A 25740-nucleotide genomic window follows, 5' to 3' on the forward strand; every position below is an offset into this window, starting at 1 on the left:
GAAAGGAAATCTGTCATGTATTTCGTAAAAGTTTATGTTACCTACAAAGAATCTGTTTTGGATCCACAAGGAGAAGCTGTGAAAGGTGCTGTCCACCGAATGGGCTTTGAAGCGATTGAAGAGATTCGAATTGGAAAGTATTTTGAAATCAAAGTCGCCAAATCCGATCGTCCGGTGGAAATGATAATCGAAGAAATCTGCGACAAATTGCTGGCAAATGTCAATATGGAAACTTACCGCTATGAAATCGCGGAGATGGAGGAAGCCTAATGAAATTTGCAGTAATCGTATTTCCCGGTTCCAACTGCGATATGGATATGCTGTGGGCGATCAAAGACATTATGGCAGCTGACGCGGAATATGTCCGCCACGACGCCGAATCATTAGCGGGCTTTGACGGGGTTTTACTGCCGGGGGGCTTTTCATATGGAGATTACTTGCGCTGTGGCGCGATTGCCCGGTTTTCACCAATCATGAAAGAAGTTGTCCGCTTTGCAAATGAAGGCAAGCCGGTTTTTGGAACCTGTAATGGATTTCAGGTGCTGACTGAAGCGGGGCTTTTACCAGGTGCTTTGATTCGCAATAAATCCTTGCATTTTATCTGTAAAACGACGCCGCTGAAGGTTGCCAACAATCAGACTGGATTTACCAGTGAGTATGAAAAAGATGAAATCATCCATATCCCAGTGGCCCACGGAGAAGGAAACTATACCTGCGACGAAGCAACTTTGGCTGAATTGAAAGCGAATAATCAAATCGTGTTCACTTATGAAGAAGACATCAACGGTAGTGTAGCAAATATTGCCGGTATCATTAATAAACAAGGCAACGTCTTGGGGATGATGCCGCATCCGGAACGAGCGATGGAAGACTTGTTGGGCTCAGCTGACGGAAAACGCTTCTTTGCTTCAATCCTGAAAAACTTTGGAAAGGTGTCTGTGACCAAATGACGAACTTAGAACCTACTCCCCAACAGATCAAAGCTGAAAAAATTTACGCGCAATGGGGACTGACAGATGAAGAATATCGCATGATTGCCGAGGATATTCTCGGACGCCTGCCAAACTACACAGAAACTGGTCTCTTTTCAGTTATGTGGAGTGAACACTGTTCCTATAAAAATTCTAAACCAGTCTTGCGCAAATTTCCGACTAGCGGCCCGCAAGTCTTGCAAGGTCCTGGTGAAGGTGCTGGGATCGTGGATATTGGTGACGGCCAAGCAGTGGTTTTTAAAGCAGAAAGCCACAATCACCCGTCAGCAGTTGAACCTTATGAAGGAGCTGCAACTGGTGTCGGAGGGATTATCCGAGACATCTTTTCTATGGGCGCCCGTCCGATTGCCATTTTGGATTCCTTGCGCTTTGGGGAACTGGACAATTCTCGTACCAAATACCTCTTGGAAGAAGTGGTAGCAGGTATTTCTGGATATGGTAACTGTATCGGTATTCCGACAGTCGGTGGCGAGGTGGCTTTTGATCCTTGTTACGAAGGCAATCCACTGGTAAACGCCATGTGTGTCGGTCTAATCGATCACAAAGACATTCAAAAAGGTCAGGCCAAAGGAGTCGGCAACGCCATCATGTATGTTGGTGCAAAAACTGGTCGTGATGGGATTCATGGGGCAACGTTTGCATCAGAAGAATTTTCAGAAGGAGAGGAACAACAGCGCTCAGCCGTGCAAGTCGGCGATCCCTTCATGGAAAAGCTGTTGTTGGAGGCCTGCCTGGAATTGATTTTGGATCATGCGGATATTTTGGTTGGAATCCAGGATATGGGAGCAGCCGGTCTGGTATCTTCCAGCTCCGAAATGGCTTCGAAAGCGGGTTCCGGTTTGAAGCTGTATCTGGACGATGTTCCACAACGAGAAACAGGTATGACACCTTATGAGATGATGCTTTCTGAATCACAAGAGCGGATGCTGATCTGTGTCAAAAAAGGCGCAGAGGATCAAGTAGAAGCGCTGTTCCAAAAATATGACTTAGATGCTGTGACGATTGGTGAAGTTACAGGTGATGGTCTGTACCGCCTGTATCACAAAGGAGTAGAAGTTGCGAATCTTCCTGTGGATGCATTGGCAGAAGATGCACCAACCTATTACAAAGAATACCAAGAACCTGCTCGAATCAAAGAATTTGCTGAAATGGCAGATTTTACACCGACTGTTGAAGATGCAACCGCTACTTTAGTGCAGCTCTTGCAGCAACCGACAATCGCTTCGAAAAAAATGATCTACGAAACATATGATGCGCAAGTACGTACCAATACGGTTGTGCTGCCTGGTTCAGATGCTGCTGTGTTACGCGTGCGGGGAACCGAAAAAGCACTGGCGATGACAACCGACTGTAATGCCCGTTATCTTTATTTGAATCCAGAGGTTGGCGGACAGATGGCAGTTGCTGAAGCGGCTCGAAACATCGTTGCTTCTGGTGGTCAACCATTGGCAATCACCGATTGTTTAAACTATGGCTCCCCTGACAAACCAGAAGGCTTCTGGGAGTTATGGACCTCGGCTGATGGCATTGCTGAAGCTTGCCGAGTTCTTGATACGCCGGTTATTTCCGGTAATGTCTCCTTATATAATGAAACAGATGGCAAAGCAATTTATCCGACACCTATGATTGGCATGGTCGGCTTGGTTGAAAAGCTCGCTCATATCACCACACAAGATTTCAAACAAGCAGAGGATTTAATTTATGTAATCGGTGAAACGAAGGCAGATTTCAACGGTTCTGAGATTCAAAAAATGCAGTTGGGACGGATTGAAGGCAAATTAATGGCATTTGATCTGGCAACAGAAAAAGCCAATCAGGATCTGGTTTTGGAAGTGATTAAAGCAGGTCTGATTCAAAGTGCCCACGACTGTGCAGAAGGCGGTCTGGCGATAGCTGTTGCAGAAAGTGCCTTTAAAAATGGGTTTGGTGTGGCGATCAACGTCGACATGACAAAAGAAAAGCTATTTTCAGAAACGCAGTCTCGCTTTGTGCTATCCGTCTCTCCAGAAAAGCAAGCTGAATTTGAAGCCAAAGCTGGTGAAAAAGCGCAATTTATCGGGAAAGTTACCGCGGATGGTCAAGTACAGATGACGGCCAATGACGGCCAAGTGCAGATCGCCACAGCGACTGCAAAGGAATTATGGGAGGAAGCCATTCCATGTCTTATGAAGTAAAAAGTTTGAACGAAGAATGTGGCATTTTCGGCGTCTGGGGTCACCCAGACGCTGCGCGTGTCACTTATTTTGGCTTACACAGTCTGCAACACCGAGGACAAGAAGGGGCGGGCATCGTATCCAACGATCAGGGGAAATTATATGGCTATCGCGATTTGGGACTGCTGTCAGAAGTCTTTAAAGACGATCGTGATTTGGAGAATTTGAAAGGTTCAGCTGCTATCGGCCATGTCCGCTACGCCACGGCTGGAAATGGGAGTGTTGACAATATTCAGCCCTTCCTCTTTAAATTCTATGATTGCTCTTGCGGCTTAGCCCATAATGGGAATCTAACCAATGCCCGTAGTTTACGAAAAGAACTGGAGCGTGATGGTGCGATTTTCCATTCCAATTCCGATACTGAAATTCTGATGCATTTGATCCGCCGCAGTAAAGCAGAAAACTGGCTGGACCAATTAAAAGAAGCTTTGAACACAGTTAAGGGCGGTTTTGCTTACATCATTATGCGAGAAGATTGTATGGTTGCAGCCTTGGATGCAAATGGTTTTCGTCCACTGGCGATCGGACAAATGAAGAACGGGGCCTATGTCATAGCCTCTGAAACCTGTGCTTTGGAAGTCATCGGTGCAGAATTCGTTCGGGACGTTCAGCCTGGCGAAATTATTATTGTCAACGATGATGGCTTTACTGTTGATAAGTTCACCGAAGATACGCAACACGCGATTTGCTCGATGGAGTATGTCTACTTTGCCCGTCCAGATTCTAATATTGCCGGGGTGAATGTTCATACTGCCCGTAAAAATATGGGACGTATTCTTTCTAAGGAAGCTCCCGTTGACGCCGATATGGTTATCGGTGTGCCGAACTCGTCTCTTTCAGCTGCCAGCGGTTATGCAGAAGCTTCAGGGATTCCTTACGAGTTAGGTCTGGTTAAAAACCAGTACATCGCCCGTACGTTTATCCAACCGACCCAGGAGCTCCGGGAGCAAGGTGTACGCATGAAGCTTTCAGCTGTTCGTGGGGTAGTGGAAGGTAAAAAAGTGATTATGGTGGATGATTCTATCGTAAGAGGGACCACCAGCCGTCGAATCGTACAACTGCTTAAAGAAGCCGGCGCGAAAGAAGTCCACGTTCGTATCGCTTCGCCACCTTTGAAATACCCGTGCTTTTACGGCATTGATATCCAGACCCGTAAAGAATTGATTGCTGCCAATCATTCAGTTGCAGAAATCTGTGAATGTATTGGTGCAGACTCCCTCAGCTTTCTGAGTGAGGAAGGGCTGATTGCTGCGATTGGTTTAAACTTTGATGCACCTTATTCCGGATTATGCATGGCCTATTTCAATGGCGATTATCCAACACCATTGTATGATTACGAAGAGCAGTACCGGGCGTCATTAAAAGAAAAAGTATCTTTCTTTGATCTATAAACGAAAAAACAAATCAAAATCCGGATCAGCAGGGATGGCTGACCAAAAAAGGAGTATTTCATTCATGGCAAATGCCTATCAAAAAGCCGGTGTCGATGTCAATGCCGGTTATGAAGTAGTGGAACGCATCAAAAAACATGTGAAAAAAACGGAGCGCTTGGGTGTTATGGGGGCGATTGGCGGTTTTGGCGGTTGTTTTGACCTCAGCTTGCTTGATGTAAAAGAGCCAGTGCTGATTTCTGGAACAGATGGGGTCGGAACCAAGCTGATGGTAGCCATTCAAGCTGATAAGCACGATACGATTGGTATCGACTGTGTAGCGATGTGTGTTAATGATATCGTAGCGCAGGGAGCAGAACCATTATATTTTCTCGATTACATCGCTACTGGTAAAAACGTTCCTGACAGATTGGAACAAGTAGTTGCCGGTGTTGCTGAAGGCTGCATGCAGGCAGGAGCGGCATTGATTGGTGGAGAAACAGCAGAAATGCCGGGAATGTATACGGCTGAAGATTATGATTTAGCCGGCTTTGCGGTAGGTATCGCAGAGAAATCACAGCTGGTCACCGGAGCAAAAATCAAAGCGGGAGATGTCCTTTTAGGTTTGGCTTCCTCAGGTATTCATTCCAACGGGTATTCACTGGTGCGCAAAGTTTTTTTTGAAATGAACGACATGACTGTCAGCAGCCGCTTGCCGGAGCTTGGCGAAGAAACGCTGGGAGAGGTTTTGCTGACACCAACTCGCATCTATGTGAAACAATTGTTGCCATTAGTCAAGAAAAGTTTGGTAAATGGGATCGCTCATATTACCGGCGGCGGTTTTGTGGAAAATATTCCCCGCATGTTACCAGAAGGTCTGGCAGCAAAAATCACTGTCGGCAGCTGGCCAGTACCGGCTGTGTTCAAGGCCTTGGAAGCTTACGGCAATATTCCCCATGAAGAAATGTATGAAATCTTCAATATGGGAATTGGCATGGTCTTGGCGGTTGCACCTGAAAAAGTGGCGACTGTGAAAGAGGTGTTGGCTGAGTTGAATGAACCTTGCTATGAACTGGGTATCGTTACAGAAAATTCAGCGCAGGTGATTACGATCAAAGGTGAGGGCCAATGAGGTTTGCAATCTTAGCCTCTGGAAACGGCAGTAATTTTGAAGCAATCGTCACAGCTTATGAAGCCGGTGACCTTCATGGTGAATTGGCCCTGGTCTTTTCCGACAAACCGGATGCGTATGTGCTGCACCGGGCTAAAGAGCATAAGGTTCCGACAAAGACATTCACCGTCAAAGAACATGGAGGAAAGGCTGGCTACGAAAAAGCGCTGTTGCAAATGTTGAAAGATGAACAAATCGATTATCTGGTTTTAGCTGGGTATATGCGCATATTGGGTGAAGAATTGATTGCGGCTTTTCCTGAGGGAATCGTCAATATTCATCCTTCGCTGTTGCCATCGTTTCCCGGGCTGCACGGAATCAAGGATGCGTTTGAATACGGCGTAAAGATCACTGGCGTAACTGTTCATTTCGTCGATAAGGGTGTCGACACCGGTCCCATTATTGCACAAGAGGCAGTAACAATTGATGAAAACGAAACCCTCGACAGCTTAGAAATAAAAATCCACCAGGTAGAGCACAAGCTTTATCCGGCGGTATTGAAAAAATTGTTTGCAGAGGCAGAGTAATCTTAGGATCAAAAACGAATAATCATAACTAAAAAGGGGACAGCATTCATGAAAAAACGAGCACTTGTCAGTGTATCCGATAAAACGGGGATTGTCGAATTGGCGCAAGGACTCTTGGCTGCAGGATTGGAGATTATCTCCACTGGTGGCACAAAAAAAGCCTTGGAAGACGCTGGAATTGAAACAATCGCTATTGAAGAAGTTACTGGATTTCCAGAAATGATGGATGGGCGGGTCAAAACCTTGCATCCATTGATCCACGGAGGACTGTTGGGTCGACGAGATCTTAAAAGCCATCTGGATGCGATGAAAGCCCATGATATTACACCGATTGATGTCGTAGTGGTCAATCTCTATCCCTTTAAAGAGACCATTCAAAAAGCTGGTGTAACTGAAGCTGAGGCGATTGAAAATATTGATATTGGTGGGCCGTCAATGCTGCGTTCGGCTGCTAAAAACTTTGCCTCTGTCGCTGTGGTGGTGGATCCTAAAGATTACGCCAAAGTGTTAGAGGAGCTGAAAACCTCGGGGGAAACTACGCTTGCCACACGAAAATACCTCGCAGCTAAAGTTTTCCGTCATACGGCAGCTTACGATGCACTGATTGCCGGCTACATGACTGAATTAGTAGGCGAAGAGCATCCGGAAAAACTAACATTGACGTATGATTTGAAACAAGAGCTGCGCTACGGTGAAAATAGCCATCAACAGGCCGCGTTTTATCAAGATGCGCTGCCGGCTTCTTATTCTATTGCTGCGGCAAAACAGCTTCACGGTAAAGAATTGTCCTATAACAATATCAAAGATGCCGACGCTGCGATTCGTATTGCTCGCGAGTTCGAGGCACCAACTGTCGTAGCTTTGAAACATATGAATCCTTGTGGGATCGGTACCGGTGAGACGATTGAAAAAGCCTACGATTTTGCCTACAATGCCGATCCAGTCTCCATCTTTGGCGGGATTTTAGTGGCCAATCGTGAAATCGATTTGCCGACTGCTGAAAAAATGCATCAGCTGTTTTTAGAAATTATTATCGCCCCTTCATTCACACCTGAAGCCTTGCAACTGTTAAGCAGCAAGAAGAATCTGCGGTTGATGACACTGGACTTTTCAGAAAAGAAAAGCAGTCAGGTCCCTGAAAAAGTTTCCGTGTTGGGTGGCTTATTGCTACAAGACCAGGACATTTTGAATGAAGCTCCTGAAAGTTGGGAAGTCGTCACCAAACGACAACCGACAGCAGAAGAACTGGCGGCTTTAAGTTTTGCTTGGAAAGCCGTTAAACATGTGAAATCCAACGCTATCGTCTTGGCAAACGGCCATCAAACCGTGGGAATCGGCGCCGGCCAGATGAATCGTGTGGGTTCTGTGAAAATCGCTATTCAACAAGCCGAAGAGGCCGGCAAGATGGATGGCGCAGTCTTGGCATCAGATGCTTTCTTTCCGATGGGAGATAGCGTTGAGTATGCTGCTGCCCATAAAATCAAAGCGATTGTTCAACCAGGTGGCAGTATCAAAGACCAACAGTCCATTGATGCAGCTGATGCAGCGGGGATTGCGATGGTCTTTACAGGGGTCCGTCATTTCCGCCACTGATTAGGTGCCTGCAAAGCGTTGCTTAAACTTTTATGAACTGGGAAATCTGGCCTGTTCTTTTTTGCCAGAGACAGATTGTTTGTTCGCCCAAATTTTTGACAATAAAGGAGAAATTTCCATATGAAATTGCTGGTAATCGGTTCAGGTGGTCGGGAACACGCCATCGCTAAGAAGCTGGCAGAAGACGCCACGGTCACTCAGGTGTTTTGTGCGCCAGGAAATCCTGGTATGAAAAAAGATGGCATTGAAGTGGTACCTGTAGCAGAAAACGATCAGGCTGGTTTACTTGCTTTTGCTAAAGAACAAGCAGTCGACTGGACTTTTGTTGGCCCAGAAGCTCCTCTTGCTGCTGGCTTGGTTGATGCTTTCGAGTCCGCCGGCTTAAAAGCATTTGGACCTTCAAAAGATGCGGCAATGATCGAAGGCTCAAAGGATTTTGCTAAACAGCTGATGGTGAAAAATGCCATCCCTACTGGGGCTTATCAGACATTTACGGATTTTGCCAAAGCCAAGGCCTACGTTGAAGCGCAAGGTGCCCCGATCGTCATTAAAGCGGACGGTCTAGCAGCAGGTAAGGGTGTGGTGGTAGCAGAAACAGTGCCGCAAGCCATCGCTGCACTGTCAGAAATGCTTGAGGACAACAAATTTGGTGCAAGCGGTGCCCGGGTGGTAGTGGAAGAATTTCTTGCTGGAGAAGAATTTTCATTGTTGGCTTTCGTCCGTCGTGACAAAGTTTACCCAATGGTGATCTCGCAAGACCATAAGCGCGCTTTCGATGGCGATAAAGGTCCCAACACTGGCGGCATGGGAGCCTATTCTCCGGTTCCCCAGATTCCTCAAGAGATGGTAGATGAGGCTGTTCAGAGAATTTTGATTCCTGCTGCCAAAGGGATGATTGCTAACGGTACTCCTTTTACGGGCATCTTATACGCCGGACTGATTGCAACTGAAAAAGGACCGAAAGTTATTGAGTTCAATGCGCGCTTTGGTGATCCCGAGACCCAAGTTGTCCTGCCGCGCTTAAAAAGCAGTTTGGCAGCAATTATTTCAGCGTTATTAGCTGATGAAAAACCGGTTATCGAATGGGCAGACAACGCAGCTTTTGGTGTGGTAGTTGCCGCTGACGGATATCCTGGAACTTATGAAAAGGGGCGGCCGATTCCATTAATCGAGGATTCTGAAGTTACCGTTTATTATGCTGGGGTTTCTGAGACAGCTGGACAGCTGGTGGCTGCCGGTGGACGGCTTTTTCTAGTAGAAGCAGAAGGTGAAAACCTGCCGGAAGCGCAAGAAAAAGTCTACCGGGCATTGGCAGCGGCAAAACTGACGGGGATGTTTTACCGCAAGGATATCGGCCATCGCGCATTAAAGTAAAAATGAAAAAGTAACGGGGATTGTCTTTTACTAGACGCAGTTTGAGCAGCAAAGTTTGTTCATAGATTTTCAGATAGGTCGTTGGATGCCTGGCATCTGCGTTGCCCTGGAAATCTGCAGGCAGCTTTGTAAAAGCAAGCTGCGTCTTTTGTGCTTCAATCAAAGAAAAAATAGCCATAAAGAGAGTGGGCCTCCAAAAAAGCAACCAGAAGTATGCAATCAAAAGCTGTCAACGCTTTCTAAAGATGTGGTACACTGTTAGTGTCAATAATTTATTAGGAGGTCTGTCATGAAACAGGTCAATCTCGGTCCAAATGAAGTAGGTGCATCAAGTATTATTCTGGGGTGTATGCGTATCACCCAAGCAAAAGATCCGGTGGCAGTCATTCAAACAGCTGTGGAAAACGGGATCAACTTTTTTGATCACGCGGATATTTATGGTGGCGGCGAATGCGAAGAAGTTTTTGCCCAAGCTTTTAAGAAAACTGACTATAAGCGAGAAGATATGTTCATTCAATCAAAATGCGGGATTGTTCCCGGCGTGATGTTTGATTTTTCCAAAGAACACATCATTGAAGCGGTTGAAGGAAGTCTGAAACGATTGCAAGTGGATTACTTAGACAGCTTGTTATTGCATCGTCCAGATACGCTGATGGAACCAGAAGAGGTTGCCGCTGCCTTTGATCAATTGGAGGCGCAGGGAAAAGTCAAATATTTCGGTGTCAGCAACCAGTATTCCCGCCAAATCGAACTTTTGCAAAAATATGTACGGCAGCCGCTAATCATCAATCAGCTGCAGTTTGGGGTAATGCATACCGGGATGGTGGATTTCGGGCTTCATGTGAATATGACAGATTCCCGAAGTGTCGATCATGACGACGGTGTTTTAGAATTTTCACGAATGAACGATATGACGATTCAAGCTTGGTCACCTTATCAGTACGGCTTTTTTGAAGGTGTTTTTATCGGTAATGAAAAGTTTCCTGAGCTAAATCTGAAGCTTGTGGAAATGGCAGAAAAATATCAAACGACACCTACTGGAATTGCCTCTGCTTGGATTTTGCGTCATCCGGCAAATATGCAGGTGATCGCAGGGACTATGACCCCGAGTCGGATTGAAGAAATCGCCAAGGCTGCAAATGTCCAGCTTTCCCGGGAAGATTGGTATGGGATCTACTTGGCAGCAGGAAACGATTTGCCTTGATTTTAGTGGGAGTTTCTAAAGAACGTTCGGAAAAACCGAACGTTCTTTTTGTATTGACTTAAGAATCGAGAAAATATAGTTGCTTTCCCAAATATTCTGCGCTAAAGTACTATGGGCGCCGGAAGTAAAAACCGACAGCCCTAATATGAGTATTTTCATGGAGGATGGACAGCATGTTTGATATGAAAGTTTTTGATTATGAAGATATCCAGTTGATTCCGAATAAATGTATTGTGACCAGCCGCTCGCAATGCGACACGAGCGTAACCCTGGGGAAACACACTTTCCGGATGCCAGTGGTACCTGCCAATATGCAGACGATTATTGACGAGAAAATTGCTGAATTTTTGGCGGAAAACAACTATTTTTATATCATGCACCGTTTTGACGAAGCTGGCCGGATTCCCTTTGTTAAACGAATGAAAGAACGGGGCTTGATCAGCTCAATCAGTGTTGGAGTTAAACCTGAAGAATATGATTTTGTCGATGAATTGGCCAAACAAGAGCTAGTGCCAGACTATATCACGATTGATATTGCCCATGGTCATTCCAACAGCGTCATCGAGATGATCCAACACATCAAAAAACAATTGCCGGAAACCTTTGTCATTGCCGGCAATGTAGGCACGCCTGAAGCAGTTCGGGAATTGGAAAATGCCGGAGCCGATGCAACAAAAGTCGGAATCGGACCTGGTAAAGTTTGTATTACTAAAATCAAAACCGGTTTTGGGACCGGGGGTTGGCAGTTGGCTGCTGTGCGTTGGTGTGCCAAAGCTGCACGTAAACCAATTATCGCTGATGGTGGGATTCGAACCCACGGCGATATTGCAAAATCTGTACGTTTTGGGGCAACAATGGTTATGATTGGTTCCTTGTTTGCCGGTCACGAAGAATCGCCTGGTGAAACGAAAGTGGAAAACGGCGTAGTTTACAAAGAATACTTCGGTTCTGCTTCTGAGTTCCAAAAAGGCGAAAAGAAAAACGTAGAAGGTAAAAAAATCTGGATTCCTTACAAAGGTTCATTGCGGGACACTTTGGTGGAAATGCAGCAGGATTTACAGTCGTCGATTTCTTATGCCGGCGGAAAAGATCTGGAAGCCATCCGCAAAGTCGATTATGTGATCGTGAAAAACTCGATCTTTAACGGCGATACAATCTAATTAACTAAATAAACACCGATCTACTGGTTTTGATGAAGAGAGCTGTCATCAAGCCGGAAGTCGGTGTTTTTTTGTGACTCAAAAATGAAGAGCTGAAATCTGAGCTGTTGTTAGTAGGCAGGTGCTGAGATAGCTGGCGAGGCTGCCATAGCAAAGGCCGCGTCCTCAAGTTTCCAAAGTGCTTTTTCTTCTCGAAGCTGTTGCAATTTGTGATGCAGTTGGTCAAAAGTGACGAAATTCATGAAGGGGTCTGTCAGGTAAAAAGGATGGTGCTTCAGGGCAATATCCGGAGAAAAAGTCGAGATGATTAAATCGAAATTTCCTAGATAAATATTGAGATCGTCTTTGGATAAATAGGCAGCAGGCATGGTTTCAAACGTGACATTGCGACCCAATAATTGCTGCAATTTGACAGCCATGTGTTCATCATGATTGTCGGTGAGATCACTCATCACTAGAATTCGCAATGCAATGGTTCCATAGATGATTTCCGGCAGCTCTTTCATAAGTGAAAACAGTAGATAATCCTGTGCTTGACAAGAAATTTTCAAGGATTCTTTAGCAAGAAAAGCTGCCAAGTCTTGTTTAATCTGGCTGGTTCCGTAAGGATAAAAATCAGCTGCGCGGCTCAGAAAACTGTCTGTCGGATGACGAAAAATCCGTACAAAATCACTGTTGGTCCGAAAGGCAGTGTTTTCCTGAAGAAAGCGGGACAAAAGATCCTCTAGCTGATGCTCAGTGTATGACAGCTGTTGTTGCCAAACGATTTGGTAAAGAAATCTGGCGATGCGTTCTTTTAATTGGCAAAATTCGCTGTCAGTTGCTATCGCCTGATGATAATGTTCTGAAGACAACAAATAGCAGTTGGAATAGCACAGCCAAAAAAGATCTGCATGATTCACTTGAAGGTGGTTGCGGTCTCTCTTGGAAAAGAGGTCGGCAGTCATCTTTTGGGATTCGGCTGCCAAAAAGGTTGCTGGATCTTCAAAATAAAGATGCTGCCACGTATTTTCAAAAAGCTGATGGCCATGATGATTACGATACCAACCTATCATCATAGAAAGCAACAGTTTGGTATGTCGGTAATGATTTTCGGGAATTTTGTGATGTTTCAAAAATTTTGTCAAAAGAGTATCGATAGTATGTAATTGTGGGCTTTCAATAAAAGAGAGCGCTTCAGGTGGTCCGCCGGTTTCAGAAAAAAACTGGGTGTAAAAATGGCGGATAAATCGTTCATTTCCTGTTAGGCGCATCGGTTTGTTTAACAAAGCGATGTCGTGATCAGAAAACATTTTCTGGATTTTAAGTAGGATTCGATTGGTATGAGATACACTGAGAAAAACAGCGTCAGCACAATCTGTCTGAGTTTGGCAGTCCTCTAAAAAGAGGTGCTGCATCAATTTGACTTCTTTGGTTTTTGACAAATAGACTCGGCATAAGGCGTCGTATCCTAGGGTATTCGTAAAGGACATCTGGTAATTGCCATTGCTGCGAGTAAAATCAAGGCCAGGACAGCAATCAGCGAGACGAGACAGATTTTTATGCATCAAACTGGTAGAAAGTGCAAACTTTTTTTGCAACCGTAGCTCATCAACAATAAATTCATTTCTATAAAAAAAGTCCAATATTTTTAGATCACGTTGGTGCTGCTTGGTTAGAATGCTTCGAAAATCCATGCTGTTTTTGCTCCTTTTGAAAATTTCTGAAAAGAGGGGTTGACCCTTTCGTAGAATCGGGCTATGATGAGACTGTAAGTAAATAATTGTTAGGTGAGGCTCCTATTTGGACACAGGCTGCTGCCGCGAAAGGATCGAGAGACCCTTAGATGGTAGAACAGGGATGGTCGTGAAGGTCATCCATAAAGCAGCTGATAACTTTTTGTTATCTACGCCCTATAGTGCTAAAGCTCTACGATGAACAGACGTTGTATTTTTCGCGCGCTCATTGTGGAGTGCGCGTTTTTTAGTTTATTCTGATTTTGTAATTTTATCATATATAGCTATATTTATCATTAGAAAAATATTTATATGATAAATTTTAAAGTGTGAATTAGACTACGTGCCACTCACAAGTACAACTTACCAAGAGGTAAAAGGCAAAAAAGGTATGAAAGAAAGGATGATGAACATGGAAGCACCCAGTCCCGAACCACTACAACTGAACACGTACGGCTGAGGGAGGGGCACCTTCTTCAGTCTTCGGAGAGTTTTTTTGACAAAAGCTTGCCGATAAAGAGAAGGAGGAACAAACATGTTGAACAAAAAAGCATTGTCCAAAGATACAGAATTGAAAAAATTAGCACTTTTGTCCGAACGGGAACTTTTGATGGAGTTGAGAACCTCTTTGAAAGGTCTTTCGGCTGAAGATGCACAAGAACGCTTAGAAGAATACGGTCCAAACGAGGTAAACGCTCAAAAGCCAACACCGGCGTGGCTTTTGTTTCTGGGGGCATTCAAAGACCCCTTTGTTTTAGTGTTGGCATTGTTGATGATAGTTTCAGCAGCTACCGGTGACTTTGAAGCAGCTGCTGTAATGGGAATTATGATTTTAGCCAGCGCGGGAATTACTTTCGTTCAGGAATACCGTTCACAAAAAGCAAGTCTCGCTTTAAAAGAATTGATTGAAAACACGACAGCGGTGACCCGAGGTGGTGTTACACGAGAAATCCCAATGGACGAAGTAGTCCCCGGCGATATTATCACATTGGCAACAGGGGATATGATTCCTGCAGATGCCGTTTTAATCTGGACCAAAGACCTCTTTGTTAATCAGTCTTCGTTGACTGGTGAATCCATGCCAGTGGAAAAATTTGTTCGTAGCCAGACGTCTGCAGGGGCTGATTCATCGGCAATCGAGTTTCAGGATTTGGTTTTCATGGGGACAGATGTCTTGAGCGGGCAGGGAAAAGCTATCATTTTAAAGACTGGTCAGGACACTTTTTTTGGCGATATCGCTAAGAATGCTACTACTAAGAGAGGAAGTACGGCGTTTGATGTCGGCTTGAAGAAAGTTAGCCAACTGCTTTTACGCATGGTCATGGTTTTGTTCCCGGTTGTCTTTTTGATCAATGGTTTGACTAAAGGTGACTGGAGCTCTGCTTTTTTCTTTGCGATTGCGGTTGCGGTAGGTTTGACACCGGAAATGCTGCCGATGATTGTTACCAGTAACCTTGCCAAAGGAGCGTTGGCATTATCTAAGCAGAAAGTCATTGTTAAGGAGCTTCCTTCGATCCAAAACTTAGGGGCAATGGATGTATTGTGTACCGACAAGACAGGAACTATCACAGAAGATCGAGTGGTCTTAGTGCAACATCTCGACCCTTTAGGTACTGAAAATCAACAGGTGTTGGATATGGCCTACTTAAATTCTTTTTACCAGACGGGATGGAAAAACCTGATGGATATTGCCGTGATCAACTACTATGGTGAAAAAAAACAACACTTGCCATTTTCAGATGTGGTTAAAATTGATGAGATTCCCTTTGACTTTTCTCGGCGGCGTTTGACGGTAGTAGTCAAGGCAGATGGACATCAAATTATGATTACTAAAGGTGCAGTGGAAGAGATGGAGCAGGTTTGCCGATATGTAGAAATCGACGGCAAAATCACGGAATTGACTGATACCTTGCGCCAAGAAATGCGGCAGGTAAACCAGCGGATGAATGAACAAGGCATGCGGGTGATTACTGTAGCAATTCGTCGTGACGCACATTCAGATGCTACCTATTCTGTTGAAGATGAAAATGAAATGATTTTGATCGGGTTTATGGGTTTTCTGGATCCTGCTAAAACATCTGCTATTACTGCCATTAAGTCACTTCATCAGCACGGGGTTACGGTGAAAGTACTGACCGGCGACAATCAGATTGTCGCTAAAAAAGTTTGTCAAGATGTAGGAATCAATGTAACTACGAGTTTGCTGGGCGCAGATATCGAAAAGATGTCAGATGAAGAACTGATGGCAACTGTCGACGAAACCAATCTCTATGCCAAACTCGATCCGATGCAAAAGTCTCGTATCATTGAAATCCTTCAGAGAAAGGGCCATACAGTAGGTTTCATGGGAGACGGAATCAACGACGCACCGGCTCTCAGAAAAGCGGATGTCGGCATCTCGGTTGATACAGCAGCAGATATCACCAAAGACGCTAGTTCGATTATTCTTTTGGAAAAATCTTTGAATGTGTTGGAAACAGGTGTACTAGAGGGTAGAAAAGTCTTCAGCAATATGATGAAATATATCAAATTTACCATTTCTTCTAATTTCGGCAATGTCTTTTCTATTCTGGTAGCCAGCGCATTTCTACCGTTTCTGCCGATGATTTCCATTCAACTGCTCGTGCAAAACCTGATTTACGATATGGCTCAGTTAGCGATTCCTTGGGACAACGTAGATGAAGAAGAGTTGGCACGTCCGGTTCGTTGGGAGATTCGTGATTTGTTTAAGTTTACCGTTACCATTGGGCCGGTGAGTTCAATTTTTGACATTCTCACATTTCTCGTGATGTGGTTTGTTTTTCACGCAGATACTGTCGCTCAACAGCAACTTTTCCAAACAGGCTGGTTTGTCGTAGGGTTGACGACGCAAACGTTAGTCGTTCATATGGTGCGTACGAGAAAAATCCCCTTCATTCAAAGTATTGCTTCATTGCCGGTGCTGCTATCTAGTGTTGGAGCGATTGCCGCAGGTCTAGCAATTGTTTTGTCGCCGATTCGAGAAGTCTTTGAATTTGTTCAATTGCCGAATAATTACTGGTTCTGGTTTGCCGGCATTGTCTTGTGTTACTTGATTGCCATTGAAATCGCTAAACGCCTTTATATTCGGGTCACAAAATCGTGGGTATGATTCTGACAGCCAGCAAGACAGTAAATATTTTCTAAATACAAAATAAGTGTGCACCTCAGACGATTAGCGGTCGGGGCGCACACTTTTTTGTTATTGAGAAAGCGGGTTGCTCCCCCTCAAAGTAGCCGTTTCAATAGCAAATGAATAGTATAGAGAATTTTGCTGTGCTATAAAGTTGATCGGAGTCCCGGAAAAGCTCATGATATCAGTAAGCGTTTCATATTTGTGACCGAAATCACAAACATGGATGGTGAAATTCTGATTTTATCAGGCTTTGCTTTGCTTCAGTGGTGAGCACTTCACTTGTAAGTTTTTTGAAGAAATGATAATTTAATGATGTAAGATATTTTTGGTATTGATACAGAATACAAAGCTGTTACAACCGCCGAAAGATAATCAGAGAGGAAAGTGTGATACATGGCTAAAGAAGTAATTGATTTTAACAAGCTTTTAGAGCAAGTCAATGCCGACTTCCCGACTTACCAAGCGTTGGATAAGGACGGTAAGGTGGTAAATAAAGACTTGATTCCCGATTTGTCCGATGATGAATTGGTAGAATTGATGCGTCAGATGGTTTGGTCCCGTGTGTTGGATCAACGTTCGACTGCTCTAAATCGCCAAGGCCGCTTGGGCTTTTATGCACCAACTGCCGGACAAGAAGCCAGCCAATTGGCTAGTCATTTTGCATTTGAAAAAGAAGATCGACTGTTCCCTGGGTATCGTGATGTTCCCCAATTAGTTCAACACGGTTTACCATTGAAAGAAGCTTTCTTGTGGTCACGAGGACATGCGGCAGGTAACCTTTACGCAGATGACCTTTATGCAATGCCACCACAAATCATTATCGGTGCTCAATATGTACAAGCTGCCGGTGTAGCGTTGGGCTTAAAAAAACGTAATAGTAAAAATGTTGCGTTTGTTTATACCGGTGATGGCGGTTCTTCACAGGGTGACTTTTATGAAGCAATCAACTTTGCTGGTGCCTATCACGCCAATGCGGTGTTCTTCATTCAAAATAACGGGTTTGCGATTTCAACCCCGCGTGAAAAACAAACCGCTGCCAAAACGTTGGCTCAAAAAGCAGCTGCAGCTGGGATTCCTGGGATTCAAGTCGACGGTATGGATGCGTTGGCAATGTATACTGTTTCTAAAGCCGCGCGAGAATGGGCAGCTAACGGCAATGGGCCTGTCTTAATTGAAACACTGACTTATCGTTATGGGCCACATACTCTTTCCGGTGATGATCCAACGCGTTACCGTTCAAAAGATCTGGACAATGAATGGCAACAAAAGGATCCGTTGATTCGTATGCGGAACTATTTGACTGAAAAAGGTCTCTGGTCTGAAGCAAAAGAAGAAGAAATCATCGAAGCTACAAAAGATGAAATCAAAGCAGCAATCGCGGAAGCGGATCGGGTACCTAAACAAAAGGTATCTGACTTCTTGAAGAACATGTATGAAGTCCAACCACAAAACATTCGCGAACAAATTGCATTCTATGAAGCGAAGGAGTCGAAATAATCATGGCGCAAAAAACGATGATCCAAGCCATCACTGATGCATTGGCTTTGGAATTGAAACGTGATGAAAACATTTTGGTATTCGGGGAAGACGTCGGTAAAAACGGTGGTGTTTTCCGTGCGACTGAAGGATTACAAGATAAATTCGGTGAAGACCGAGTCTTTGATACCCCTCTGGCAGAATCAGGTATTGGTGGTTTAGCCTTTGGTTTAGCATTAGAAGGTTATCGTCCGGTTCCTGAAATCCAATTCTTTGGTTTTGTTTTTGAAGTAATGGATGAAATTGTGGGTCAAATGGCTCGTACTCGCTACCGCATGGGGGGAACCCGTAATTTGCCTATCACAATTCGCTCACCATTTGGTGGGGGTGTGCATACACCGGAACTTCACTCAGACAACTTGGAAGGGTTAATGGCTCAATCACCTGGTTTGCGGGTTGTAATCCCTTCAAATCCTTACGATGCAAAAGGTCTTTTGATTGCATCTATTCGCAGCAACGATCCAGTCGTCTTTTTGGAACACATGAAATTGTATCGTTCTTTCCGTGACGAAGTGCCGGATGAAGCTTATGAAGTGCCATTGGACAAAGCAGCTGTAACTCGCGAAGGAAAAGATGTTTCCATCATTACTTACGGTGCGATGGTTCGTGAAGCGATTAAAGCCGCTGACAATTTGGCAAAAGAAAACATTGATGCTGAAATTATTGACTTGCGAACAGTGGCACCGCTGGACGTAAATACAATTATCGCTTCTGTTGAAAAGACCGGGCGCGTTGTTGTCGTTCAAGAAGCACAAAAACAAGCTGGTGTCGGTGCACAAGTGGTTTCAGAAATTTCAGAACGATCGATTTTGTCCTTGCAGGCACCAATTGGTCGTGTTTCTGCTCCGGATACGATTTTCCCATTCGGACAAGCAGAAAATATCTGGCTGCCTAATGCGGCTGATATTGAAGCCAAAGTCAAAGAAATCGTGAACTTTTAAGGTATAGCAGAAGGGAAGTAGAACAATGGCTTATCAATTCAAATTACCGGATATCGGTGAAGGCATCGCGGAAGGTGAAATCGTTAAGTGGTTCGTTAAACCCGGCGATACCATCAAAGAAGACGATACTTTACTGGAAGTCCAAAATGATAAATCTGTAGAAGAAATCCCCTCACCAGTTACCGGGACTGTCAAAAACGTTTTGGTACCTGAAGGGACCGTCGCACAAGTCGGCGACGTATTAGTTGAAATCGACGCGCCTGGTTTTGAAGGAAATGATGCACCAACAGCAGCTCCAGCAGCTGAAGCGCCAAAAGTAGAAGCAACACCGGCAGCATCCGGTAGCGGTGTGTTCCAATTCAAATTGCCAGATATCGGTGAAGGTATCGCAGAAGGTGAAATCGTCAAATGGTTTGTTAAAGCCGGCGACACCATCAATGAAGATGATACTTTGCTAGAAGTTCAAAATGACAAATCCGTCGAAGAAATTCCTTCACCAGTTACTGGGACTGTCAAAAACGTCTTGGTACCTGAAGGAACGGTGGCGCAAGTTGGTGATGTGTTAGTTGAAATTGATGCACCAGGCCACAATGATGCACCAACAGCAGCCCCAGCACCGGCAGCTCCTCAAGTCGCTGCAGCACAACCGTCAACACCAGCAGCATCAACAGCATCAACAGCAACCACTGCTGTAGTGACAGCTGCCAATCCTAATAAACGAGTGTTGGCAATGCCATCTGTGCGTCAATACGCTCGTGAAAAAGACGTGGATATCTCACAAGTTACGGCTACCGGAAATGGCGGTCGCGTAACAAAAGAAGATATCGATGCGTTTGTTTCAGGCGGCGGCCAAGCGGTACAAGCTTCCTCAGAAACGACAGCACCACAAGCAGTCACTCAACCAGCAGCAGCTGCGGCTAAAGAAGCACCAAAAGCCTTTGTTTCTAATTTGGGTGAGTTGGAAACCCGCGAAGCGTTGACACCAATGCGTAAAGCAATCGCTAAAGCAATGGTCAACAGCAAGCATACTGCTCCTCACGTAACATTGCATGATGAAGTTGAAGTTTCCAAATTATGGGATAACCGCAAGCGTTTCAAAGAAGTGGCCGCTCAGCAAGATACTAAGCTGACTTTCTTACCATACGTAGTAAAAGCTTTGACGACTACTGTCAAAAAATATCCTGTATTGAATGCTTCAATTGACGATGCCAAACAAGAGATTGTTTATAAACACTACTATAATATTGGTATTGCAACTGATACAGACCATGGATTGTACGTACCGAATGTTAAAAATGCCGATACCAAAGGATTGTTTGCAATTGCTGATGAAATCAATGAAAAAGCGGCAATGGCTCAAGAAGGCAAACTTTCTGCTGAAGACATGCGCAATGGCACAATCACTATCAGCAACATTGGTTCAGTTGGCGGCGGCTTCTTTACACCTGTCATCAATTACCCGGAAGTTGCCATCTTAGGTGTAGGAACGATTTCTCAACAACCGATTGTCAATGCTGAGGGCGAAATCGTCGTCGGTCGTGTCATGAAACTTTCACTGAGCTTTGATCACCGCATCGTTGACGGCGCAACTGCTCAAAAAGCTATGAACAACATCAAACGTCTGTTGGCGGATCCTGAATTGATGTTGATGGAAGGATGATAAAAAAATGGTAGTTGGAGATTTTGCTATCGAATTGGATACAGTTGTAATCGGTGCTGGACCTGGCGGCTATGTGGCCGCCATCCGGGCCGCTGAAATGGGTCAAAAGGTTGCGATCATTGAACGGGAATTTATCGGTGGGGTTTGTTTGAACGTCGGTTGTATCCCTTCAAAAGCCTTGATTGCAGCTGGACATCATCTGCAAGAATCCAAAGACTCTAGCGTTTTTGGTGTTTCTACTGAAAATGTTCAATTGGATTTTACTAAGACTCAAGAATGGAAAGATAACAGTGTTGTTCATAAGTTGACCAGCGGTGTAGAATTTCTTTTGAAAAAACATAAAGTTGAAATCTTGATGGGGGAAGCCTTTTTCGTAGATGATCATACCTTACGTGTGATGCATCCGGATTCTGCTCAAACCTATTCTTTCAATAATGCTATCGTTGCTACTGGTTCTCGTCCTATCGAAATCAAGGGCTTTAAGTTCGGTGGTCGCGTGTTGGATTCTACTGGTGGTTTGAACTTGAAAGAAGTTCCGAAAAAATTCGTCATCATTGGTGGCGGTGTTATCGGTGCTGAATTGGGTGGCGCTTATGCCAACCTTGGTGCCGATGTGACAATCCTTGAAGGTTCTCCGCAAATTTTGCCAACATATGAAAAAGACATGGTGAAATTGGTAGAAGACGACTTCAAGAAAAAAGGCGTAACCGTTGTTACCAGCGCAATGGCTAAAGAAGCCATTGACAATGGAGACAGCGTGACCGTCAAGTATGAAGTCGACGGAAAAGAACAATCTGTAGTTGCTGATTATGTCATGGTAACTGTTGGTCGCCGTGCCAATACGGATGATCTTGGATTAGAACAAGCAGGGGTTGAAGTCGCTGAACGGGGATTGATTCCGGTAGATGCACAGGGACGGACCAATGTGAAAAATATTTTTGCTATTGGTGACATCGTAGCTGGTGCTGCCTTGGCTCATAAAGCTAGCTATGAAGCTAAAATTGCTGCTGAAGCAATTTCAGGTAAAAAAGTGGCAGTCGACTATAAAGCTATGCCAGCCGTAGCTTTCACTGACCCTGAGTTAGCTTCTGTCGGTTTGACGATTGCTGAAGCAAAAGAAAAAGGCTACGATGCCAAAGCATTCAAGTTCCCATTCTCAGGCAATGGTCGTGCTTTGTCTTTGGATAAAACGGAAGGCTTCATGCGTTTGGTAACTACCGTTGATGACAATGTCATTATCGGTGCTCAAATCGCCGGCGTTGGCGCTTCTGATATGATTTCTGAGTTGGCATTGGCCATCGAATCCGGAATGAATGCAGAAGATATCGCATTGACAATCCATCCACATCCTTCTTTGGGAGAAATCACGATGGATACAGCTGAATTGGCACTTGGTTTGCCAATCCACATTTAATTGTTGTTCAACAGTCAATCTGCCTGGAGATTCCGGTAGGTTGGCTGTTTTTTTCTATCTGTTTATGAGAACAATCTTGTGCCAGGGCGGACAGACAACTTTTACAAGCCGCTTAGTTTGTCTTCTTTTGGAAGCTGTCTGATTGTGTTACACTGGTGGAGAATGTGAGAGGTGAAACCATGCGAGATTATCAATACCCATTAGATTTGGACTGGACAACTGAGGAAATGGTAACAGTGATGAAAATGTGGGAATTACTGGAGCAAGCCTATGAAGAAGGAATTCAGGCCGAAACATTTTTGAAAGGCTATTCTCAATTCAAAAAAGTTGTTCCTTCGATTGGTGAAGAGCGGCGATTGGGCAAAGATTTCGAGAAGTTATCGGGATATTCATTGTACCGGACACTGCAGTCGGCTCGACAAAAAGAGCGAGGGCGCTTTAAAATGTCCGCTGCTTGATTAAATTGAAGTGAAGAGCACAGAAGGGAAATCATTATGACACAAATCATTATGACACAAATCATTATGACACAAATGAAACAGATTACCGAGGAAATCAAAGGCTGGATCTACGAGGCTGGTGACAAAATTAGAGCTAGTTTTGCAAACGACGATTTACAAATTGATACAAAGTCTGGACGGACGGATCTCGTTACAGAGATGGATAAAGCAACCCAGGAATTTTTGGGAAATAAAATCTTGGCTTTTGACCCGAATGCGAAAATCATGGGGGAAGAAAATGGAAAAGATCATTTAACAGATTTCTCCGGTCGCGTATTTATCATCGATCCTATTGATGGTACGATGAACTTTGTCTTAGAGCAGGAAAATTTTTGCATCATGGTGGCCATGTATGAAGACGGAATTGGCAAATTGGGCTTTGTTTATGATGTAATGAAAGACGAATTTTTATATGGTGGGCCTGACCTAGGTGTCTTTTGCAATGGTAACGTGGTAGCAGCTCCTAAAGATAAAGCATTATCTGCTGGATTAGTAGGTATGAACCATGTCATGTACCAAAGAAATGATTACCATGTGCAAGAGATTGGTGATATCGCGATGGGTGTGCGAATGTCAGGTTGTGCCGGTTACGAGCTGATTGATTTAGCCTTGGGCCGGCGAGTTGCCTATATTTCTAGATTAGCACCTTGGGACTATGCGCCTGGCGGTGTCTTGATTGAGGCCTTGGGATTGAAAATGTCCTCTATTACCGGAGATTCGTTAAAACTGGCTGGTCGCGAAGTATTTTTGGCGGGGACTCCTCAAGCTTATGAGGAGTGTTTGAAATTAGCGAGTGGAAAATAGAACGGAGTGTTTGTGGAATTGGAAATTTCTTTAAGAAAGCTTGGTTTTTTCGGAGAAATGAAACATTTTCACTATATTTCAGAAAGAGTTTCTGATATAATAAGCCGTCGAGTGAAACAATCGTGCATCGAAACCGGCCGCAATGGGCTGGTTTTTTTAAGGAAAAGAGGAGTTTACAACAGTGAAATTACGTGAAGACATCCGCAACGTGGCCATCATCGCCCACGTCGACCACGGAAAAACCACATTAGTCGATGAATTATTGAAACAATCCGATACTCTGGATAGCCATACACAGTTGGCTGAACGGGCAATGGACTCCAATGCGTTGGAAAAAGAGCGGGGAATCACCATTCTGGCGAAAAACACCGCTGTTGAATATAAAGACCACAAGATCAATATCATGGATACCCCTGGACACGCGGACTTTGGTGGCGAAGTTGAACGGATCATGAAAATGGTTGATGGTGTATTGCTGGTAGTTGATGCTTATGAAGGAACGATGCCTCAAACTCGTTTCGTATTGAAAAAAGCGTTGGAACAACATCTGATTCCAATCGTAGTAGTCAACAAAATCGACAAGCCTTCTGCTCGTCCGGAACATGTAGTTGATGAAGTGTTGGAATTGTTTATCGAATTGGGAGCCGATGATGACCAACTGGATTTTCCTGTGATCTATGCGTCTGCTTTGAATGGTACCTCAAGTCTTTCCGATGATCCTGCTGACCAAGAAGCGACAATGGCTCCAATCTTTGACACTATTTTGGAACACATCCCAGCTCCGGTAGATAATAGCGACGAGCCCCTGCAATTCCAAGTATCCTTGCTAGACTATAATGAATATGTGGGACGTATCGGGATCGGTCGAGTTTTCCGTGGAACTATTCGTGTAGGTGACCAAGTGGCATTGATGAAACTGGATGGGGAAGTCAAAAAATTCCGAGTAACAAAACTGTTTGGTTTCTTCGGTTTGAAACGTCAAGAAATTCAAGAAGCCAAAGCTGGCGATTTGATTGCTGTTTCAGGGATGGAAGATATCTTCGTTGGTGAAACAGTTACGCCTGTAGACCACCAAGATGCCTTGCCAATCCTGCATATTGATGAACCAACCTTGCAGATGACTTTCTTGGTGAACAACTCACCGTTTGCTGGCCGTGAAGGGAAATTCGTCACTGCACGTAAGATTGAAGAACGTCTGATGTCTCAACTGCAAACCGATGTTTCACTGCGGGTCGATTCTATTGCACCGGATGCTTGGATTGTATCTGGTCGTGGCGAACTGCATCTGTCTATTTTGATTGAAAATATGCGTCGTGAAGGCTTTGAACTGCAAGTATCACGTCCTGAAGTAATCGAACGTGAAATCGACGGTGTCAAATGCGAACCATTTGAACGGGTGCAAATTGATACACCGGAAGAATATATGGGTTCTGTAATCGAAGCTTTGGGTGTACGTAAAGGCGAAATGCAAGATATGATCCATACCGGTAACGGACAAGTTCGGATTATCTTCTTGGTACCTGCTCGTGGCTTGATTGGGTTTAGTACAGACTTCTTATCTATGACCCGTGGTTACGGGATCATGGCTCATACCTTTGATGCGTATCTACCGATGGTTCCTGGACAGATCGGTGGTCGTCACCAAGGTGCCTTAGTTTCTATCGACCAAGGGAAAGCAACAACATATTCCATCATGTCTGTGGAAGAACGCGGAACAGTCTTTGTTGAGCCCGGGACAGAAGTTTATGAAGGCATGATCGTCGGTGAAAACTCTCGGGATAAAGACTTAACTGTCAATATTACGAAAGCCAAACAAATGACTAACGTCCGTTCTGCGACGAAAGATCAGACTTCCGTCATTAAAAAACCACGTATCTTGACGTTGGAAGAATCATTGGAATTTTTGAACGAAGACGAGTACTGCGAAGTGACACCAGAAAGTATCCGGCTACGGAAACAAATTTTGAACAAAAATGAACGTGAAAAAGCAGCTAAAAAGAAAAAAATTGCTGCCGAATAATTTTCGCAAAGAGTGCAATCTTTCCATGGTATTATTACCACAGAAAGATTGCACTCTTTTTTTGAGGAAATTTATCAAGAGAGTACGAAGAGTCCAGGTTCTACAATATTTAGTGTTGGTGGAAACTCTCCGGATTTCTTCCAACATTTTTTTGTATGCGAAGTATAGAAAAAGAGATATCCAATAGAATGAAGTCGACTAAAACAGTCTCTATTCAAAGAAAAAGAGGCTGAAACGGGCTTTTCTTAATGAAATCTCAGAAAGTGCCGATACGTGCTTTTTCTTAACAATATTTTACGAACGTTATTAAAAGAGACCTTTATCAATCAAGACCTGTTTTGTTAGAGATTTCTTTATCTATGTGGAAAACTACTTTTGAAAAAAGAGAATAG

At 44.3% G+C, this 25740-nt stretch carries 19 protein-coding genes and 1 riboswitch; of the genes, 18 read left to right on the top strand and 1 reads right to left on the bottom strand.

The genetic code is table 11. The features are described from left to right. The first annotated feature begins 15 nt into the window (after window positions 1-15). The 10 genes from purS (at window position 16) to guaC (ending at window position 11604) form a co-directional block, all read left to right on the top strand. Entirely contained in the window at window positions 16-270 is a 255-nt protein-coding gene (gene purS / locus BAU14_RS08565) for a phosphoribosylformylglycinamidine synthase subunit PurS (RefSeq protein ID WP_161899671.1), read from the top strand. Further along, on the top strand, window positions 270-950 hold the full coding sequence (purQ, locus tag BAU14_RS08570; protein WP_161899672.1) for a phosphoribosylformylglycinamidine synthase subunit PurQ: 681 nt from the start codon (window positions 270-272) through the stop codon (window positions 948-950). Before purS ends, purQ begins: the two co-directional genes overlap by 1 nt. Continuing rightward, entirely contained in the window at window positions 947-3166 is a 2220-nt protein-coding gene (gene purL / locus BAU14_RS08575; RefSeq protein ID WP_161899673.1) for a phosphoribosylformylglycinamidine synthase subunit PurL, read from the top strand. Before purQ ends, purL begins: the two co-directional genes overlap by 4 nt. Beyond that, window positions 3151-4596, top strand: coding sequence for an amidophosphoribosyltransferase (gene purF / locus BAU14_RS08580; RefSeq protein WP_161899674.1), 1446 nt, complete (start codon window positions 3151-3153; stop codon window positions 4594-4596). Before purL ends, purF begins: the two co-directional genes overlap by 16 nt. Window positions 4597-4660: 64 nt before the next feature. Beyond that, the gene (purM, locus tag BAU14_RS08585) at window positions 4661-5707 is read left to right on the top strand and encodes a phosphoribosylformylglycinamidine cyclo-ligase (RefSeq protein ID WP_161899675.1); all 1047 of its coding nucleotides are present in this window, start codon (window positions 4661-4663) and stop codon (window positions 5705-5707) included. Continuing rightward, the gene (gene purN, locus BAU14_RS08590; protein ID WP_161899676.1) at window positions 5704-6273 is read left to right on the top strand and encodes a phosphoribosylglycinamide formyltransferase; all 570 of its coding nucleotides are present in this window, start codon (window positions 5704-5706) and stop codon (window positions 6271-6273) included. Before purM ends, purN begins: the two co-directional genes overlap by 4 nt. Before the next feature lie 48 nt (window positions 6274-6321). After that, window positions 6322-7866, top strand: coding sequence for a bifunctional phosphoribosylaminoimidazolecarboxamide formyltransferase/IMP cyclohydrolase (gene purH / locus BAU14_RS08595; protein ID WP_161899677.1), 1545 nt, complete (start codon window positions 6322-6324; stop codon window positions 7864-7866). Between the two features lie 120 nt (window positions 7867-7986). Then, window positions 7987-9240 carry a phosphoribosylamine--glycine ligase gene (gene purD / locus BAU14_RS08600; RefSeq protein ID WP_161899678.1) on the top strand — a complete coding sequence of 418 codons (1254 nt, stop codon included), beginning with the start codon at window positions 7987-7989 and terminating at the stop codon, window positions 9238-9240. 289 nt (window positions 9241-9529) lie between these two features. Further along, window positions 9530-10444: an aldo/keto reductase gene (locus tag BAU14_RS08605; RefSeq protein WP_161899679.1), complete on the top strand. Its 915-nt coding sequence runs from the start codon at window positions 9530-9532 to the stop codon at window positions 10442-10444. A gap of 182 nt (window positions 10445-10626) precedes the next feature. Further along, window positions 10627-11604: a GMP reductase gene (guaC, locus tag BAU14_RS08610; RefSeq protein WP_202622198.1), complete on the top strand. Its 978-nt coding sequence runs from the start codon at window positions 10627-10629 to the stop codon at window positions 11602-11604. A 110-nt stretch (window positions 11605-11714) separates the two neighbouring features. On the opposite strand, the gene BAU14_RS08615 is transcribed toward guaC, so the two are convergent. Further along, the gene (locus BAU14_RS08615; protein WP_161899681.1) at window positions 11715-13280 is read right to left on the bottom strand and encodes a helix-turn-helix domain-containing protein; all 1566 of its coding nucleotides are present in this window, start codon (window positions 13278-13280) and stop codon (window positions 11715-11717) included. A gap of 78 nt (window positions 13281-13358) precedes the next feature. Continuing rightward, window positions 13359-13530, top strand: a riboswitch (M-box (ykoK) riboswitch). Between the two features lie 324 nt (window positions 13531-13854). On the opposite strand from BAU14_RS08615, the gene mgtA reads away from it, so the two are divergent. The 8 genes from mgtA to typA all read left to right on the top strand — a co-directional run bounded on the left by mgtA (window position 13855) and on the right by typA (window position 25348). Continuing rightward, window positions 13855-16449: a magnesium-translocating P-type ATPase gene (mgtA, locus tag BAU14_RS08620; protein ID WP_161899682.1), complete on the top strand. Its 2595-nt coding sequence runs from the start codon at window positions 13855-13857 to the stop codon at window positions 16447-16449. A gap of 417 nt (window positions 16450-16866) precedes the next feature. Continuing rightward, window positions 16867-17970: a pyruvate dehydrogenase (acetyl-transferring) E1 component subunit alpha gene (pdhA, locus tag BAU14_RS08625; RefSeq protein WP_161899683.1), complete on the top strand. Its 1104-nt coding sequence runs from the start codon at window positions 16867-16869 to the stop codon at window positions 17968-17970. Window positions 17971-17972: 2 nt separating this feature from the next. Then, window positions 17973-18950, top strand: a complete 978-nt coding sequence (locus BAU14_RS08630) for an alpha-ketoacid dehydrogenase subunit beta (protein WP_161899684.1) — start codon at window positions 17973-17975, stop codon at window positions 18948-18950. Window positions 18951-18975: 25 nt separating this feature from the next. Then, on the top strand, window positions 18976-20610 hold the full coding sequence (locus BAU14_RS08635) for a dihydrolipoyllysine-residue acetyltransferase (RefSeq protein WP_161899685.1): 1635 nt from the start codon (window positions 18976-18978) through the stop codon (window positions 20608-20610). A 7-nt stretch (window positions 20611-20617) separates the two neighbouring features. Further along, on the top strand, window positions 20618-22024 hold the full coding sequence (lpdA, locus tag BAU14_RS08640) for a dihydrolipoyl dehydrogenase (RefSeq protein WP_161899686.1): 1407 nt from the start codon (window positions 20618-20620) through the stop codon (window positions 22022-22024). A gap of 179 nt (window positions 22025-22203) precedes the next feature. Next, window positions 22204-22482 (top strand): UPF0223 family protein, encoded by a 279-nt coding sequence (locus BAU14_RS08645; RefSeq protein ID WP_161899687.1) that lies wholly within the window; start codon window positions 22204-22206, stop codon window positions 22480-22482. A 75-nt stretch (window positions 22483-22557) separates the two neighbouring features. Continuing rightward, window positions 22558-23328: an inositol monophosphatase family protein gene (locus BAU14_RS08650; protein ID WP_161899883.1), complete on the top strand. Its 771-nt coding sequence runs from the start codon at window positions 22558-22560 to the stop codon at window positions 23326-23328. 181 nt (window positions 23329-23509) lie between these two features. After that, window positions 23510-25348 (top strand): translational GTPase TypA, encoded by a 1839-nt coding sequence (gene typA, locus BAU14_RS08655; RefSeq protein ID WP_161899688.1) that lies wholly within the window; start codon window positions 23510-23512, stop codon window positions 25346-25348. Window positions 25349-25740: the final 392 nt, after the last annotated feature.

Origin of the sequence: Candidatus Enterococcus leclercqii (assembly GCF_009933135.1) — a bacterium.
Taxonomy (GTDB): domain Bacteria; phylum Bacillota; class Bacilli; order Lactobacillales; family Enterococcaceae; genus Enterococcus_C; species Enterococcus_C leclercqii.